Origin of the sequence: Clostridium sp. 19966 (assembly GCF_032335695.1) — a bacterium.
GTDB lineage: Bacteria > Bacillota > Clostridia > Clostridiales > Clostridiaceae > JACTOJ01.
This window is the reverse complement of sequence record NZ_JACTOJ010000008.1, coordinates 102,801-119,056: the sequence shown is the minus strand read 5'-3', so window position 1 is coordinate 119,056 and position 16,256 is coordinate 102,801. Positions and strand designations below refer to the sequence as shown.

General features: G+C 29.7%; 20 protein-coding genes. All 20 read left to right on the top strand.

Going from position 1 to position 16,256, the window contains the following annotated elements; translation table 11 throughout:
• Positions 1–152: 152 nt before the first annotated feature.
• The 20 genes from IAI10_RS10415 (at position 153) to IAI10_RS10320 (ending at position 16,160) form a co-directional block, all read left to right on the top strand.
• The gene (locus tag IAI10_RS10415) at positions 153–2,480 is read left to right on the top strand and encodes a hypothetical protein (RefSeq protein ID WP_156736243.1); all 2,328 of its coding nucleotides are present in this window, start codon (positions 153–155) and stop codon (positions 2,478–2,480) included.
• 85 nt (positions 2,481–2,565) lie between these two features.
• Positions 2,566–4,725, top strand: a complete 2,160-nt coding sequence (locus IAI10_RS10410; RefSeq protein WP_156736244.1) for a VirD4-like conjugal transfer protein, CD1115 family — start codon at positions 2,566–2,568, stop codon at positions 4,723–4,725.
• Positions 4,726–4,741: 16 nt separating this feature from the next.
• Positions 4,742–5,065 carry an Mbov_0395 family pilin-like conjugal transfer protein gene (locus tag IAI10_RS10405; protein ID WP_396334366.1) on the top strand — a complete coding sequence of 108 codons (324 nt, stop codon included), beginning with the start codon at positions 4,742–4,744 and terminating at the stop codon, positions 5,063–5,065.
• A gap of 44 nt (positions 5,066–5,109) precedes the next feature.
• Positions 5,110–5,340 (top strand): DUF6133 family protein, encoded by a 231-nt coding sequence (locus tag IAI10_RS10400; RefSeq protein ID WP_021284930.1) that lies wholly within the window; start codon positions 5,110–5,112, stop codon positions 5,338–5,340.
• Between the two features lie 64 nt (positions 5,341–5,404).
• Positions 5,405–6,241 (top strand): conjugal transfer protein TrbL family protein, encoded by an 837-nt coding sequence (locus tag IAI10_RS10395; protein WP_156736248.1) that lies wholly within the window; start codon positions 5,405–5,407, stop codon positions 6,239–6,241.
• The gene (locus IAI10_RS10390) at positions 6,241–6,450 is read left to right on the top strand and encodes a mercury transporter (protein ID WP_156736249.1); all 210 of its coding nucleotides are present in this window, start codon (positions 6,241–6,243) and stop codon (positions 6,448–6,450) included. Before IAI10_RS10395 ends, IAI10_RS10390 begins: the two co-directional genes overlap by 1 nt.
• A gap of 59 nt (positions 6,451–6,509) precedes the next feature.
• Positions 6,510–7,316, top strand: a complete 807-nt coding sequence (locus IAI10_RS10385; protein ID WP_156736252.1) for a hypothetical protein — start codon at positions 6,510–6,512, stop codon at positions 7,314–7,316.
• 64 nt (positions 7,317–7,380) lie between these two features.
• A complete protein-coding gene (locus IAI10_RS10380) occupies positions 7,381–7,704 on the top strand; it encodes a hypothetical protein (protein ID WP_156736254.1) in 324 nt (107 codons plus the stop codon).
• Between the two features lie 6 nt (positions 7,705–7,710).
• Positions 7,711–7,977 carry a helix-turn-helix domain-containing protein gene (locus IAI10_RS10375; protein WP_156736256.1) on the top strand — a complete coding sequence of 89 codons (267 nt, stop codon included), beginning with the start codon at positions 7,711–7,713 and terminating at the stop codon, positions 7,975–7,977.
• Positions 7,978–7,995: 18 nt separating this feature from the next.
• Positions 7,996–8,502, top strand: coding sequence for a prepilin peptidase (locus IAI10_RS10370; RefSeq protein WP_315673195.1), 507 nt, complete (start codon positions 7,996–7,998; stop codon positions 8,500–8,502).
• A gap of 1 nt (position 8,503) precedes the next feature.
• On the top strand, positions 8,504–9,280 hold the full coding sequence (locus IAI10_RS10365; RefSeq protein WP_156736258.1) for an RcpC/CpaB family pilus assembly protein: 777 nt from the start codon (positions 8,504–8,506) through the stop codon (positions 9,278–9,280).
• Entirely contained in the window at positions 9,281–10,084 is an 804-nt protein-coding gene (locus IAI10_RS10360) for a ParA family protein (RefSeq protein WP_315673194.1), read from the top strand.
• Positions 10,084–11,442: a CpaF/VirB11 family protein gene (locus tag IAI10_RS10355; RefSeq protein WP_156736260.1), complete on the top strand. Its 1,359-nt coding sequence runs from the start codon at positions 10,084–10,086 to the stop codon at positions 11,440–11,442. The genes IAI10_RS10360 and IAI10_RS10355 overlap by 1 nt, the downstream gene beginning before the upstream one ends.
• Positions 11,429–12,358, top strand: a complete 930-nt coding sequence (locus tag IAI10_RS10350; RefSeq protein WP_156736262.1) for a type II secretion system F family protein — start codon at positions 11,429–11,431, stop codon at positions 12,356–12,358. Before IAI10_RS10355 ends, IAI10_RS10350 begins: the two co-directional genes overlap by 14 nt.
• Before the next feature lie 168 nt (positions 12,359–12,526).
• On the top strand, positions 12,527–12,964 hold the full coding sequence (locus tag IAI10_RS10345; protein ID WP_156736264.1) for a hypothetical protein: 438 nt from the start codon (positions 12,527–12,529) through the stop codon (positions 12,962–12,964).
• A gap of 23 nt (positions 12,965–12,987) precedes the next feature.
• Positions 12,988–13,680: a hypothetical protein gene (locus tag IAI10_RS10340; RefSeq protein WP_156736266.1), complete on the top strand. Its 693-nt coding sequence runs from the start codon at positions 12,988–12,990 to the stop codon at positions 13,678–13,680.
• Between the two features lie 103 nt (positions 13,681–13,783).
• A complete protein-coding gene (locus IAI10_RS10335) occupies positions 13,784–14,233 on the top strand; it encodes an NUDIX pyrophosphatase (protein ID WP_156736268.1) in 450 nt (149 codons plus the stop codon).
• Between the two features lie 90 nt (positions 14,234–14,323).
• A complete protein-coding gene (locus IAI10_RS10330) occupies positions 14,324–15,196 on the top strand; it encodes a secretion protein F (RefSeq protein WP_156736270.1) in 873 nt (290 codons plus the stop codon).
• 11 nt (positions 15,197–15,207) lie between these two features.
• Complete coding sequence (locus tag IAI10_RS10325) at positions 15,208–15,615, top strand: DUF4320 family protein (protein ID WP_156736272.1); 408 nt, start codon at positions 15,208–15,210, stop codon at positions 15,613–15,615.
• Positions 15,606–16,160, top strand: a complete 555-nt coding sequence (locus IAI10_RS10320; RefSeq protein ID WP_156736273.1) for a hypothetical protein — start codon at positions 15,606–15,608, stop codon at positions 16,158–16,160. Before IAI10_RS10325 ends, IAI10_RS10320 begins: the two co-directional genes overlap by 10 nt.
• The last annotated feature ends 96 nt before the right edge of the window (positions 16,161–16,256 follow it).

Here is a 16,256-nt window from a genome sequence, read left to right as displayed (position 1 = left end):
ACGGAAAAATAGTAAATACACATTAAAAATTAAAATTCCAAAAAATAAAATTAAATATTGGAATTTTTGATTGACAAAGAATGGATTTAAACATATAATTAAAATATAAATTCCAGAAATTGATTTTGAAAATTGGAATAAGGGGGAGTTTGATGAGTAGGTTATTTAAAGAATCTTTAAACAATATTAATGTTCAAGAACAGGACGGTAGTTTGATAATAAGATATAGGAGTCTTATTTCAGATACAGATAAGAAATATAAAGTTGATATAGTTGAGGAGTTTGGGTGTCTAGATGAATCTAATGCAAAATTACAATTGTATTTAACTTATATAGATAATTTTTTAGGAACACAAGAGGCAAAAGATAGTGAGAGTTTTGAGATTGCATTAATTAAACTTAGTAACAATAAGACTCTTATGTCACAAGAAATTTACTGGGGTTTAAATGAATTTATGAAGTACTACTATATTTCAGATAGAAAAATAGTTAGAACGTTAAAACAGATATTTAAACCTAGTAATAGTATACAAATTACATCGTTAGGTTCTTCAGGTAAAGGTAAATCTACATTTTTAACAATGATAATGTATGAAAAATACTCAAAAGTATTCACTAAAATAGCTTCTAAATTTGGTAATAAAACATCATTTCCTATTTCATTAATGTTGAACCAGGAAACTGCAAAACTACATGTTAGACTAAAATCTATGGAATCACTAGCAGAACAATTACTAAATACGATTGCACAAATAGCTAGATATATTATCGAAAATAATATTGATATTTCAAAACTGTCTTTTAAGGAGAAATTTGAAATCTTAAAAAGTAGCTATAAAAGTGTAGATATAAATGATCAATTTAGAATTATACTATTATTTATAAGGCAAGAAGAGGCTTTAGAAGGATTGTTTGAAATTGTTTCTGATTTTATTTCACAACTAGGAGAAGTACCTACAGAGAAAGAAGAAATAGAAAAATGCGTTGTTATGTATAGAACTAAGGTGGTAAATAATCATTTTGAGGTATATAAAAAAGTAGAAGAACTTGCTATAAAAATAGTAAAGGATACTTTAGGTAAGTTACTAATAAAATGTAGTATAGAATCTCCTATTATCAGTAAAGATTCTATTGAAGAGGTTATGGGGAAAATAATATCAATTGAGTTAGATAAAAATATAGATAATGAAGGGTTTAGAGAATTTCTTGATTCTGCGTTGGCATCAAGAGAGATTCTAAAAAAAGAAGAAGCACCTGCAATATCACCTTTAATTACTGAAATGCTTATAGTATCGCCAATGAGAAAAGAAGTGCTTTGTAATTTGAGTTTTTATAAAGATACATGTTTATGGATACAAGATTCGGTAGGACATTCATCTGAAGCACAGAAGAATATGTTATATAATAATTTAGATTCAGACTATTATGTATTTTTCACAAAGTTAACAGATAGTGGTTCGATAATAACTACTGAAACTATGAGTATGATGAAAACAGCGTTCCAACTCCAAATACAAAAGAAAATGATATTTCTTTATACATGTTCAGATGTAAAACTTCAAAGCATTGCTGATGATGATGGGTATTCTATAGATGATGTAAGATATATTATTGATACTTTATATATAAATGATGAAATCCAGAGTGTAGAACCTAAATTAAAAGAAATAACTTCTTATAATGTAGATTTTGAGGAAGCAAAAAAAATATTATGTGAATCATCATTCTTCATTAACTTGCTTGAATCTGATAAAGTTAGTAGTTTTACTTGTACAGATGTTGAATTAATAAGTAAATATGATTGTATTTCGAAAGCATTAAATGTTTTATATAAAAGGATGCCAGTTTATAGATCTAAAAACATCATTTTAAAACCACACAATGCGGATAATAATTATTTTAATCCACTAATTCGACCTATGATTGAGACTATATTAAATTCAATAAGAAATTCAAATTTAATAACAAGATTAAAGCAAGACATTGATATTGCTAGATGGAATACAATAGAAGCAGGATGCGATAGAGCATACAGAAAAAAAGATGATTTTGTTGGAGTATCAGTTCCTATAAACCCCAAAGAATGTATTTTAGATATATTGTTTACACAAAATCCAAAATTTATAGATGCATTACATGTTGATATGAATAGATTTGTAAAAGAAAATTATACGCTAGAACATAATACTGAAATATCAGATCAAAAATGTTATAGCTACATTAGTAATGCGGTGTTAAATACTTTAAAAAATAATTTAGTAGAATCTGTTGTAACAGTAATATTTGGCTTTAATAATAAAATGTTTAATGAAGCCTTGTATCCATCACAACTAGATTATTATCAAACAGTTACATCTTATCGTAGAGTTAAATATAAAGAGGCGATTATAAGTACTTTGAATGATACAGAGGGATTTGTGACTGTATGGGAACATTTTATTTATAAATCTATACAGGATGTAGTTAAATATTATCAATAATAATTGAAAGCTAGAGGCATAAATTTAGAAATGCTTCTAGTTTTTTTATACGTATTTTTAAATATAAATTGATAGGAGTGATACCTTGAAATCCAAAAAGAAAAAATTACTTATTTCTTTACTGATAATAGTTGGAGGTCTATTATTTAATGCTTATTTTTCAACAACCGTACATTTGTTACTTACAAAGAAAATAACAACTTTAGCAATACCAAATTTAAAATATTGTTTAGCAAGCATGGCGTCAAGTAAAGAACACTTGATGCTTTTTTTATGCCTAAATGGATTTGCAGTTTTATTTTCAATATTTTTCTTTGTAGCAAATAACAAGCCTTATCAAAGTGAATTAAAACAAATAACTCCTAAAATTTCTACACCAGTATCAGCAGGGCAAAAGCAGTTTGGTTCAGCAGAATGGCTAAGTGAAAAAGAGAAGGATTCAGCTTTTGAAAGCTTTATTCTAAATACCAATGACAGCACAGTTAAAGCATTAATCAAGCAAGGCTATGATGACTTGCGTGAAATTACGAAGGGAAGTGAATGTAAAAATGAAAGAGAAGAAGGTAAAGAAAAACAAGAAGAAGTTCAAGAAAAATCAACATTGGGAAAACAAGAAGGAAATGATGAAAACTCAAATGAAAACACCAAAAGTATTTGTAAGTGTTCCGAAGCTCTTTTACCGCAGGGTGGTGTAGTACTTGGTTGTAGAAAGGAAGGTGGTAAAGAAAAAATATTTTTTATCGGTGAAGATGTTCACAGTTTATGCATTGGTGCAACACGTTCAGGAAAAACAAGAACAGTGGTACTTCAAAGTATAGGAACTATAGCACTTGCAGGTGAAAGTATGATTCTAAGTGATCCTAAGGGAGAGTTATATCAATATACCTATCCTTTTTTAGAAAGGTTAGGATATGAAGTTATTGCTATAGATTTTAAAAATCCCTTAAAGAGTGATAGATATAATTTCTTAGAGCCTGTAATTGAAGCAGTTGATAACAATGATATAGCAAAAGCTATTGATGCTACATGGGATTTAACTTCTCAACTTGTAGGTGAACCTAAAGGTGAAAGAATATGGACAGATGGTGAAGCAAGTATTATTGCCAGTGCCATTATGAGTGTTGTTTATGACAATAGAGAAGGGAAAAATCGAAAGTATCAAAATATGACTAATGTCTATTATTTTATTAGTGAAATGTGTAAAGTTGTAGGAAACTCAATGCCTATTGTTGAGTATGTAAAGAAACTTAGTCCTACACATCCTGCTAAGGCTTTGATTGCTATATCAGAAGTTGCACCAAGTAAAACAAGAGGAAGCTTTTATACAGCAGCCCTCACTACTTTAAGGCTGTTTACTAATCCTCTTATAAATTCTATGACTAATGTAAGTGATTATAATCCAAAGGAAACAGGAGATAAGAAAAGAGCTATTTTTATTATTCTTCCTGATGAAAAAACAACTTATTATTCTTTGGCAAGTTTATTTGTATCACAGCATTATATAGAACTTGTAAAAAGTGCAGATGAAAGAGGTGGTAGATTAAAAAATAGAGTAAACTTCTTGCTCGATGAATTTGGAAACTTTGCTCAAATACCTGATTTCTCAAATAAGCTTACCGTTGGAGGGGGCAGAGGAATTAGGTTTAATTTATTTTTACAGAGTTTTGCACAACTAGATGAAAAATACGGAAAGGAGGTGGCTAAGACAATAAAAGGCAACTGTGAAAATTGGATTTATCTTCAGGCAGATGACATTGAAACCTTAGAAGAAATATCTAAGAAGTTAGGCAATTACACAGTAGCTACTTATTCATTAAGTGCTTCCCATGGAAAATACAGTACTCCATCAAGTTCACATAGTATTAATCTAACTCATAGAGCTTTACTTACAGTTGATGAAATTAGACTGATTTCAAGACCTTACAGTTTAATTACGTCAAGAAATAATCCTGCAATTATGAATTCACCAGATTTGTCAAAATTGGAATTTAATAAAATCTTTGGGCTAGGAGATAAGGAGTATAATCGAAGGGTAAGAGAAGTAAGAGAAAACAGAAGGAAAGTAAGAAGTGCAAGCATGGAAGAGATGGAGTTGTGGGGAGTATGGCTTTATTACACAGCTAATGAGCAATTAGGTATTACAAAAAATTCAACAACAGGATTACAAGAAAAGGTTGTTAAAGCTCAAAGAATTAGCTATGTAACAGGAAACGAGAAAGGAGAAGATTATTTTGAAGAAGATTAGAAATTTTTTAGAAAAGATAAAAGAAAAAATATTACTGACTTTAGTATCAATTTATACAGTTAGTATGATTTCAACACCAGTTTATGCAGCAGAAGGTGTTAGTAATAGCCAAATTGTAAAAGGTACAGAAAAGTTAATTAATGACACTACAACTTGGTTAATGGTACTTGCTCCTGTATTAGCAGGACTTTTAATTATATATTTTTGTATTAGAAGAAGTGCAGCAGATGAGATGGATCAGAAGAAATGGAATAACAGAATTGTGGTAGCAATTGTTTCATGTATTGGAGCAGTTCTAGGTTCGGCAACATTAAATCTTATTGTAGGTTACTACAAATAATTAATAAAAAATTATAATAATCAAATTTATGGAGGTATAACAATATGAAAAATTTAGTATTAAGAACACAAATAAAGGCTATGAATATGGTAGGAAAGGCAAAAGAAGCTCTCACAAGCAAAAGCGGTGAGGGCTTTGTTGATACAGCAGTAAAAATTTTAATGTCTGTAGTAATAGGAGCATTAGTACTTGGAGGATTATATTTATTATTTAAAGACACAGTTCTTCCAACACTAACTCAAAAAATTAAAGATATGTTTAACTTCAAAGGTTAAGATAAATCCATTTAAGGAGCTTATGATATAAAACGTAAGCTCCTTAAAAATTGGAGGTGATGATGTGGAATATTTATTAGTGCTTTTAATTGCAGGAATATTAAGTGGTTGCCTTGCCTATGTAAATTCATTATTAAATGATTTAGTACCTATTGCTTTACATGCAGAAAGATATATGGATACAATGCTTGGAACGAATGGTTTAACAGAAGTATTTAATATTTTCTTTGGCTTTGGTGTTTCACTAATAGTACTGAAATTTTTAAAGAAAGGCTTCGACCAATATATTCTTTGGACAGAGGGCGATGCTGATGCAGACCCTATATTAATGCTTACAGGATTTTTTAAAGCATTAGCAATAGCGGTAAGCTTTCCAACTTTATATGGTTGGTTAGGTAAAATCATTGAAGATTTGACAGATAAATTGATACAGGCAGTAAGTAAAGGAATGGTAACAGATTTTACAGCCATAATTAATGGAATATCAAGTGCAGGGCTTTTCACAGCCATTATTTCACTGATATTTTTTATATGCTTCTTCCTTTTATATCTTCAATTTTTAATGAGAGGAATGGAAATATTAATACTTCGTGTAGGTCTTCCAGTAGCTTGTGTTGGATTATTAGATGCAGATAATGGAGTATTTAGGACATATATTCAGAAATTTTTTCAGTCAACTTTAGCAGTATTAGTACAAATAGTTTTAGCAAAAGTTGGAGTAGCATTAATGCTTAATACTCATGTGTTTTGGGGAGTAGCAGCCTTAATGCTTGCAATAAAAACACCGAAGTTTTTACAGGAATTCATAATTGTATCAGGTGGACATGGAGCAGGAGTTATGGGCAATGTTTATCAATCAGTAAGGTTAGTACAAATGGCGAAAGGAGCGTTTAAAAAGTAATGGAATTAGTAAAAGAAATGGCAGATGCTTTTGTAATGCTCATTAGAGTAGGTGCAGTATTAAGGGTAGTTTATTGTTTTATAAGAATGGGAGCTTCAGAGGATGAAGGTTCTATGTATAAAAAAAGAGCAAAGAATACATTGATATTCTATATACTTGCAGAAAGTATATGGCAGATTAAGGAGTTGGTTTTAGGGTATTATGGATAATGTTTAAAATCAATATAATATGATATAATGATATCAAAATTTATATTGAGGTGAGTTATATGGCAAAACGTGACGATTTTTCTCCAAAAGTAAAAGATACGCTAGCTAAAAGAGTAGGATATATATGTTCTAATCCTAATTGTAATCAAGAGACTATTGGTCCACATAGTGATCCAAATAAAAGTTTATCAACTGGAATAGCAGCACATATTACAGCAGCAGCTCCAGGAGGAGCAAGGTATAATCCAAATTTGACATCAGAGCAAAGAAAGTCTATTGATAATGGAATATGGCTATGTGAATATTGTGCTGGATTAATAGATGTAGACGAAGTTATGTATCCAGTTTCGTTATTATTAGAGTGGAAACAAGCAGCTGAAATGAAAATGTTTCAATTACAAAATTTAAGAGATAAAAAAGTAAATTTCAAAAGTGAGTTAGAGTTTCAAAACTCTATTAAAATAATAAATACATGTATAAATAATATAGATGATATGTATGAATATTTTTATATGTACTATAAAAATAACTTCTCTCATTTCAGAAATCATTTGGAAGCTATGAATTCTTTAAATACTCATTTTCAACTTCATGAGTCTAGTCTTAGAAATATTATAAATCTTAATGAATATAGAAATAGCTTAATGATTGAATTTTCAAAAATAGAATTAGATATGAATAATGAAATTTCAGAGTTGATAAAAGAATTTGATTCTTTGGGAAATTTCACATATGAAAGTGATAATATTGGTTTTTATAATAATTACTATGAGAAATTTTTCTTAATGGTAATTGAAAGTTATGAACAGAGAAAAAAGATAAAAGAAAAAATAACAAAAGAAATTAGGAAAGTATACAAGAAGTAAATATTACATTTGTAAAAACACTTGAATGTCGGGTGTTTTTTATTTAACTTTTGGAGGTGTTTCAATGAATAACCACGAAAAGGAAACTTTATATATCCCATTAGGTTTAAAAACAAAAACAGAAATATTTGATGGTTTTGGGAAAGAAGAGTTATTTCAAGCTATCCTTGCTACATTAGTGGCAGGAGTAATTGATGTAATTGTATATATGTTGACTAAGAGCACCGCATTTTGTGTGGTGTTTATTTTATCTTCAATTGCAGGTTCTGTAATGATGCTTACAAAGGACAAAACTAATATTTCTGTTGTTGATCAGTTAAAATTTATGATTAAGTTTGCTAAATCACAGAAGAAATACCAATATAAATATCTTGATGAATGGAGATGAATATAGATGAATGATGAGTTGGTAAAGTATAAGCTAGCAGGTACTTTAAAGACAACTATTGCAGGTAAACTTATATATGGTTTATTGTGTGAAATTGCAGATTCTGATGGAAAGGTTCAAGTACCTATAAAGAAAATTAGTTATACATTAAGTATAGGTGAGAATACAGTTAGGAGGAATCTTCATAGGCTTGAGGAAAAGGGGTATATAGATATTAGGAAGATTTATCATGATGATGGTGGAAGAGCAGCTAATATTTATATTATCAAGTAAAGGAGAATTAAGGGATGAATGAAAAAGTCAAAAGCACTAATGATTGTTGGAGCAATACTTACAATAATAAGTTTAATAGGGTTATTTAAAGCCTTTGATGATATTAATTTAATCGTCAAGGGCTTTTTTTACGCCTTAATTTCGATTTATGCAAGCTATAAAGACACAAAAGAAAAGATTATTCCAGATAAAGTACATCTAATGATTATTGTTATTAGCTTAATAAAAATAAATCTTATAGTTGCTATTATTGGATTCATCATTGTTCCATTTCCATTTTTTATAACAACATTATTAAAAGGAGATGGAATAGGTGGTGGCGATATAAAATTTATGGCAGCTAGTGGATTTTTATTAGGTGTAAAGGGAGGTTTTATTGCAAGTATTATAGGACTTACTTTAGCAGTAGTCACAAATTTTATTTATTACAAAATCAAAAATAAGGATAAAAACATATCATTTCCATTAGCACCTTATTTATCTATAGGGTGTTTTTTATCATTTTTAATTACAGGAGGATGTTAAGATGAGAAATTTATTTAGAAATAGAACAGTAGTAGGGCTTACAGCAATTGTATTATCACTTTTAATTTGCTTTGGAGTGACACCACTTTTTAATAATGCATTACAGTCTAAAGTATCAGTTATAAGAATTATTAAGGATGTTAAAGCAGGTGAGCAAATCACAGCAGATAAGATTCAAGTTATAGAAATAGGTGGGTATAATTTACCAAATACAGTTCTGAAAAATAAAGAAAATGTAGTAGAAAAATATGCCACAGCAGATTTATTCAAAGGTGATTATGTTTTAAATACTAAAGTATCCAATAGTCCATTATCAGAGAATAAATATCTTTATGAGCTAGATGGAAACAAACAAGCTATTTCAATTTCTATTAAAAGCTTTGCAGCAGGATTATCAGGAAAGCTTCAAACAGGGGATATTATTTCAATTATTGCATCTAACTATGGTGAGTTCAGAGAAACAATTACACCAAAAGAACTTCAATATGTAAGGGTTTTAGCAGTTACAACTAATAATGGTTCAGATAAAGAGTTTACAGAAAGTAAAAAAGATAACAAAGAGCAGGAGCTTCCATCAACAGTAACTCTTTTAGTAAATAAAGCTCAAGCAAAACTATTAGCAGAATTAGAGGAAAAGGGTAAAATGCATGTCTCGCTTATTTATCGTGGTAATGAAGAAACAGCACAAAAGTTTATAGATGAGCAAGAAAAGGTTATAAAAGATTCCAGTGGCAATGCTGAAACTAATACTGTAAGACAAGCTCAGGGAGGAATGTAAATGAAGAGTAATCAAATTCTTGCGATATGGGGAAATCCCAATTCTGGGAAGACAATAACAAGTATAAAGATTGCAAGAGAGTTAGCATTAAAAAAGAAAAATGTAATTATTGTAATGTGTGACACACTGTGCCCTGAATCTATGATAGTTTTGCCTAATGTTAAGGTAGAGAAAAAATCACTAGGAAGTTTATTGTCAGCACCTACTATTAGTCAGGAAGATATTTTATCTAAGTGCATTACTTTAGATAAAAATCAGTATATAAGTATTCTAGGATATGAGCAGGGTGAAAACATATTTACCTATGCACAGTATTCAAAAGAAAGAGCTAATGATTTATTTATATTACTTAGGCATTTAGCAGACTATGTAATAGTAGACTGTTCTAGTGTTTTTACTTCTGATATTTTATCAACGGTTGCACTTGAAATTGCTGATAAGGTTATAAGGCTTACAGGTGCAAATTTAAAAGCTGTGTCCTATTTTGATTCCTATTTACCTTTATTAGCTGATAGAAGATTTAACGTAGATAGCCATATTAAAGTCTTATCAGATGTGAAGTACAATGAGCCAAAGGAGCAGATAAAAGAAAAATATCATGGTATAAAGTATGAGTTACCACATCTTGAAGAAATATCAGAACAATTTTTATGTGGTGAGCTTTTTCAAAGTTTAAAATCAAAGGAAAAGGAAGAATATAATACAACAATTAGAGAGTTAATCACCTTGGTTTTTGATGAAAGCTTTGAGGTGAAAAAGAGTTCAGGGCGAGTTTTACAATGGTTCAAGGGAGGGAAAAAGTAATGAATAATGCTGCTTTGTTTTTTAATTCAGGACAATGCATTAAGGAATTTGCTGATATATTACAAGAGGTACAAGAGTATATTTCAAATAAATACTCAACATTGATATCAGATAATCCAGAAGAACAAAGGGAACAGATTAAGTCCTATATATCTAAATATATTATGGATTATTCATTAGGGGTTAGAGATTTATCTTTTGATGAACTTGTAGAAAAATTGTATTCAGAAATGGCGGAGTTCTCTTTTATTACTAAATATCTGTTTAGAAAAGATGTAGAAGAAATAAATATAAATCAGTGGAGAGACATTAAAATTACTTATACAAATGGTCAAATATTACCTACAAAAGAAAAATTCAATTCACCAGAACATGCTATTGATGTTATTAGAAGATTACTTCATAAATCAGGTATGATACTCGACAATTCACAGCCTGTAGTAAGAGGACATTTATCTAATAAGATAAGAATTACTGTGTTTGGTAGTGGAGTAATAGATCATGATAAAGGGCTTGCAGTATCTATTCGTATTGTTAATCCTCAAAAGCTTGCAAGAGAGGATTTTATAAGTAATGGAACAGCCACAGCAGAGATGCTTGATTTTTTAAGTATCTGCCTAAGATATGGGTTAAGTATGTGCGTTACAGGTGCTACATCATCAGGAAAAACAACGTTGATGAGCTGGTTACTTTCAACTATTCCTAATGATAAGCGTATTTTTACTATAGAAAATGGAACAAGAGAATTTGATCTTGTAAAGGAAGATGAAGAAGGAAATATTATAAATAGTGTAGTTCATACTGTTACAAAGTATAGCGAGGATAAAAAACAAAATATAGACCAAGAAAAATTACTTGAAAGTGCTTTAACCTCTAATCCAGATTATATATGTGTAGCAGAAATGAAAGGTGATGAATCTTTTTCAGCTCAGGAAGCAGCAAGAACAGGACATGCAGTTATTACAACAACTCATGCAAATTCATGTGAAGCTACTTATTTTCGTATGGTTACTTTATGTAAGATGAAATATGATATTAATGATGACACATTATATTCTTTAGTAACTGAAGCGTTTCCCATAGTATTCTTTTCAAAGAAATTAGAGGATAACTCGAGAAAGATTATGGAGATTACAGAGTGTGAAATATTGCCAGATGGTAAAAGGCAAATTCACACTCTTTTTCGTTATAACATCAAAGAAAATAAAGTTGTAGATGGGAAGTTAAAAATAATAGGTAATTATGAAAGGGTAAATAACATTTCAAAGAGCTTGCAAAAAAGACTGCTTGAAAATGGTATGCCTCTTAATATCCTTGATAGTTTGTTGAAAGAAGGTGATAGCAGTGACATTACTTAATGTAATAGCATTTTTAGGATTATTGGCAGGAAGTTTTATACTTCTTTCCATTAACCCATTAGAATTTGCAGAATCTATTTCAAAAATATTTAAGAGTAAAGAAAAAACACTAAAAGAAAAAGTTATAGAAGTTACTAAAAAGAAAAAAACAAAAGGATTAAAGCTTTTAATAGAAGAAACAAAAGATATTTTAGAAGCTACCAATAAGAGTGGTAAATTCTCAATACTTTGTGTGCTATCTTTTGCACTATTAATTTTAGGAATGATGGTAGCTATTTCAATGAATAACTATTTCTTAATACCAATACTTGCAGGAGGGTTTGCACTACTACCATTTTGGTATATTAAGTTTACATCTACTTTCTATAAGAAACAGTTAAATTCAGAACTTGAAACAGCCTTATCGGTGATAACAACATCTTATTTAAGAAGTGAAAGTATAATTACAGCAGTAGATGAAAATAGCACATATATTAATCCACCTGTAGCAGATGTTTTTAAAAGCTTTCTTACACAAACTAAGTTAATAAATTCTAATATTAAAATGGCTTTAGAAACTTTAAAAACTAAGATTGATAATGATGTATTTAGGGAATGGGTTGATGCGGTTATAGCTTGCCAAGATGATAAAAATTTAAAAAGTACATTAATACCAATAGTTGCAAAGCTTTCTGATATGAGAATTGTAAGTGCAGAGCTTGATTACCTTTTATATGAACCAATGAAGGAGTTTATAACTATGACAATACTTCTTATAGGAAATGTGCCACTAATGTACTTTTTAAATAAGTCATGGTATCAAACATTGATGTTTACAACTATAGGTAAGGCAATACTTGCAATATGTATTTTGGTTATATTTATATCATTGGCAGCGGTAATTAAATTAACTAAGCCAGTTGAATATAAGAGATAATAACTTGAAATTGTTGTAAGTAATAAATTTTGAATATTGGTGAAATGGTAAAATGAAAATGATATAATAATTTCATGTTTGATTTGGAATAGTATTTTACTAATAATTAACGATTATTTATATAATCTTACCGATAAACAGGAATTTGAAAGAGGGGACAGTAGGAATATGTGTGAAGAATGTTATAGTGATAAAAATAGAATAACGCCATTACTTAATCCATTGGACTGCTTACAGAAACATACACAGTACATTTGTGGGACTTGTGGGCGTTGTATCTGTATAGAGCATGATGAAAAGCGAGGACTGCAAAGATGGAATTTCCCATTTAAATCATTGGAGATTGCAAAATTGTATTTAAGAACCGCTGATTATACGATGAAAAAATCGTGTGGTATTTATGAAATTAGTAATAGCAAAGGACGAGTATCATATAAGATTTTTGTGGGTATTGAAGATTTAGAATTGTTCTTGAAAAAGAATAAAGATAAAATTTGCAAGAAAATGGCTCCTATTTTTACAGTCGAAAAATACAAAGAATATCCAAATACGGAAGTGAGGAAAATGACTTCTAAAGAAATTGAAAAATATATGTCAGAGCGATAAATAGTAATTTGTGGAGGTGTAATATGGAAAGTTATGTTCTGAAAATATTGGAAGATTACTTAGCATGGGAGAAATTAAAACAGCTAAAAAATTATAATAGGCTTTCTCAGAAGGGAAAAGATGAACTTAGATTAGAGAATGATAATGATGCAAAGTATTATTACAAAATAATAGGATTAACCAAAGAAAAAGCTCTTTATGCAGATACGATTATATCTTTTTGGACTCCTTATAGTAGATTGCTTAAAGTAGAAGCTGATTGGACAGCATATAAGACATCAAAAAGTCTTGAGAGTTTAATTAATCAGATTAAAACTAATAGAAAGAATGACTATACTGAAAAAATAAGGCGAGTTAATGGCAATATTGAAGAATTTGCTAAAATATGTTACACAAAAGGAAATTATATGTTACTCCCAGAACGTCAAATGAACAATCAAAGATACAGTGTTACAGAGGATAGAATAGATTTAACGCTTCATGAGTGTTTTGAAAAGGGAGCACTAGCCAAATTTTTCAGGAATGAAAATGAGTTAAAAGATTGGATAGATAAGCAAGATCTTAGCTCAGTATTTGTGAATGGTCATATGTGTAAAGATAAGATTAATTGGTTTGTTATCGAAGATAAACCAAAATTTATTTCAGAAATGAAAGCTGATGAAATTTACGAATATTTAAGAAATGCTATTTTACTTATACAAAAAAGAAATAAATAATAATGTAACAAATTCTAATTTGACTGTGAGATTATTTTTAGATTGGAAATAATTACATTATTTTGCGCAAGTAATGATTAATGTACGAAAGTAGGGGGAGTTTATGAGAGCACCGTATCAAGTTTTAGTATTTCCTTATCATATTAATGATAAAGGTATAGAATATGCTATATTCCATAGAAGTGATGATGAATGTTGGCAGGCTATTTCGGGTGGAGGAGAAGATGGAGAAACTATAATTGAATCTGCTAAAAGAGAAGCATGGGAAGAAGCAGGAATTTCTATGGATTCTCTTTACATTAAGTTAGATACAGTTAATTCAATTCCGGCTGAAGAGTTTTCAGACAGTATATATTGGGGAGAAGATGTTTATGTTATACCAGAAAATTGTTATGGAGTTGAAATTACAGATAAACAAATAAAGATTTCACATGAACATACAGAATATAAGTGGATGAGTTATGCTGATGCTATTTCATATTTAAAATGGGATGGAAATAAAGTAGCACTTAGGGAACTTAATAAAAGACTGAACAAGAAAATTAAATTGTAACGAATCATTAATAAAAAGTTAATGTAAAGCACTTTTGAAATAGAATTCTTAAGTGCTTTTTTATTTTTGTAAAAAAGGAAGGAGCGTTTTATGTTATTAATAGTACTTATTTTTATATGCTTATTCTCCTTTGGAGCCTATATGATTTTGGCAGATTATTTTAAATTACCAAGTTATAAGGCTTCTAAAGTTGTTTTAAGCATCAATAAAAGACAAAAGAAAAAGACAAAAAATATAGATGTATTCATTTTAGAGATTTCAACTAAGATTTCTAAGTACATCAAAATAAATGATTATAAAAAGAAAAAGCTGATAGCAAGTTTAAAGTCAGCAGAAATTAATTTATCACCAGAAACTTATATAGCAAGAGCTTATGTTAAAGCAGGAATGGTACTTTTAAGTATTATCCCTGCTTTAATTATTTTGCCTATGATAAGTCCAGTTATTTTATTTTTAGCCATTGCAGTTTATTTTAAAGAAGTAAAAAGTGCTGATGAAGCAGTAAAAAAGCAAAGAGAAGAAATTGAGTATGAGCTTCCGAGGTTTGCTTCTACTCTTACTCAGGAGTTAAAGGCAAGTAGAGATGTTCTTTCAATAGTAGAAACCTACAAGCAAAATGCAGGAAAAAGTATGAAAAGAGAGTTAGAAATAACTGTTGCAGATATGAAGTCAGGAAGCTATGAAGCAGCACTTACAAGATTTGAAACAAGGCTTGGAAGTTCAGCATTATCAGAAGTTGTAAGGGGGTTAATTAGTGTACTTCGAGGTGATGATGGGGTAGTGTATTTTCAAATGTTGTCCCATGATTTAAAACAATTAGAGCTTCAAAGACTAAAGGGAATAGCAGCAAAACAGCCTTCTAAAATCCGTAAATATTCCTTTGCAATGCTTATATGTTTTGTCTTAATGTATCTTGGAGTAATGGCAGTTGAAATTGTTAAAACACTTGGAAATATGTTTTAGGGGGTGGCAAGGTGAAGAAACTTCTTAAATGCAAACGTGGAGAAGGGTATATTGATACTGTTGTTATTATTATAGCTACAATGCTTGTCATTGCTTTTGCAGTAAAGGTATTTCCAGTATTTATTGCTAAAAATCAGCTTAATAATTATGCTAATGAAATTATTAGAACTGCCGAAATTTCAGGGAGAGTAGGAACAGAAGTAACTACAAAGGCAAATGAATTAAATGAGCAGACAGGCATAAAGCCTATTAGTTTATGGAAAGCAAATTATATAAGTGGAACAAATAAGGTACAGCTTAATGATGAAATGACAGTAACAGTATCAAGTACAGTAGATATAGGTTTTTTCAGTTTTGGTTCTTTCCCTATTGAACTTAAAGCAAAGGCAACAGGAAGGAGCGAAGTATATTGGAAATAAAAGATTTTAGAAGGATATTGAAAGAGAAAAAAGGAAATGCTTTGCCACTTGCTTGTGCCATAGTTATGTCACTAATACTAATATTTAGTGCAGTATCAGAATACATGAGGCTTCAAATAATTGCAAAGGGAGTAAGGGATGCACTTCAAACTTCTGTTATATCTGTTGCAACTCAAAATTATGATGATGTATATAATGGGCTTAGAGAAGGGTACAGTGGAGGATATACATTATCATCTTCAGACAAATGGGAAAGTAAACTTGATACAGGCGATGTATATACTTATCTTGATAAGCTTCTAGGATTAGAAAAAGATGGAGCATATCATATTAAAATTACAGGAAAAGAAGCAGAATACAAACTTTCAGCACTTAAAGTAAATATTATAAATACTCCTTTAGCACCAACAAATCCTAATGCTCTACAGAAATTTGAATCTGAAGCATATATTAATCTTGAAGTACCGCTATCTTTTGGATGGGGAATGTTACCGCCACTTAAAATTAATTTAAAAGTTAAGGCTGGGTATACACCTAAGTTTTAAATTAATAACATATCCACAGCAAAGATTGTGGATAAAATGTGAATAAATAAAAATATAAATTTTTATAAAAAGAACTAGACATTTTGATGAAAGTAT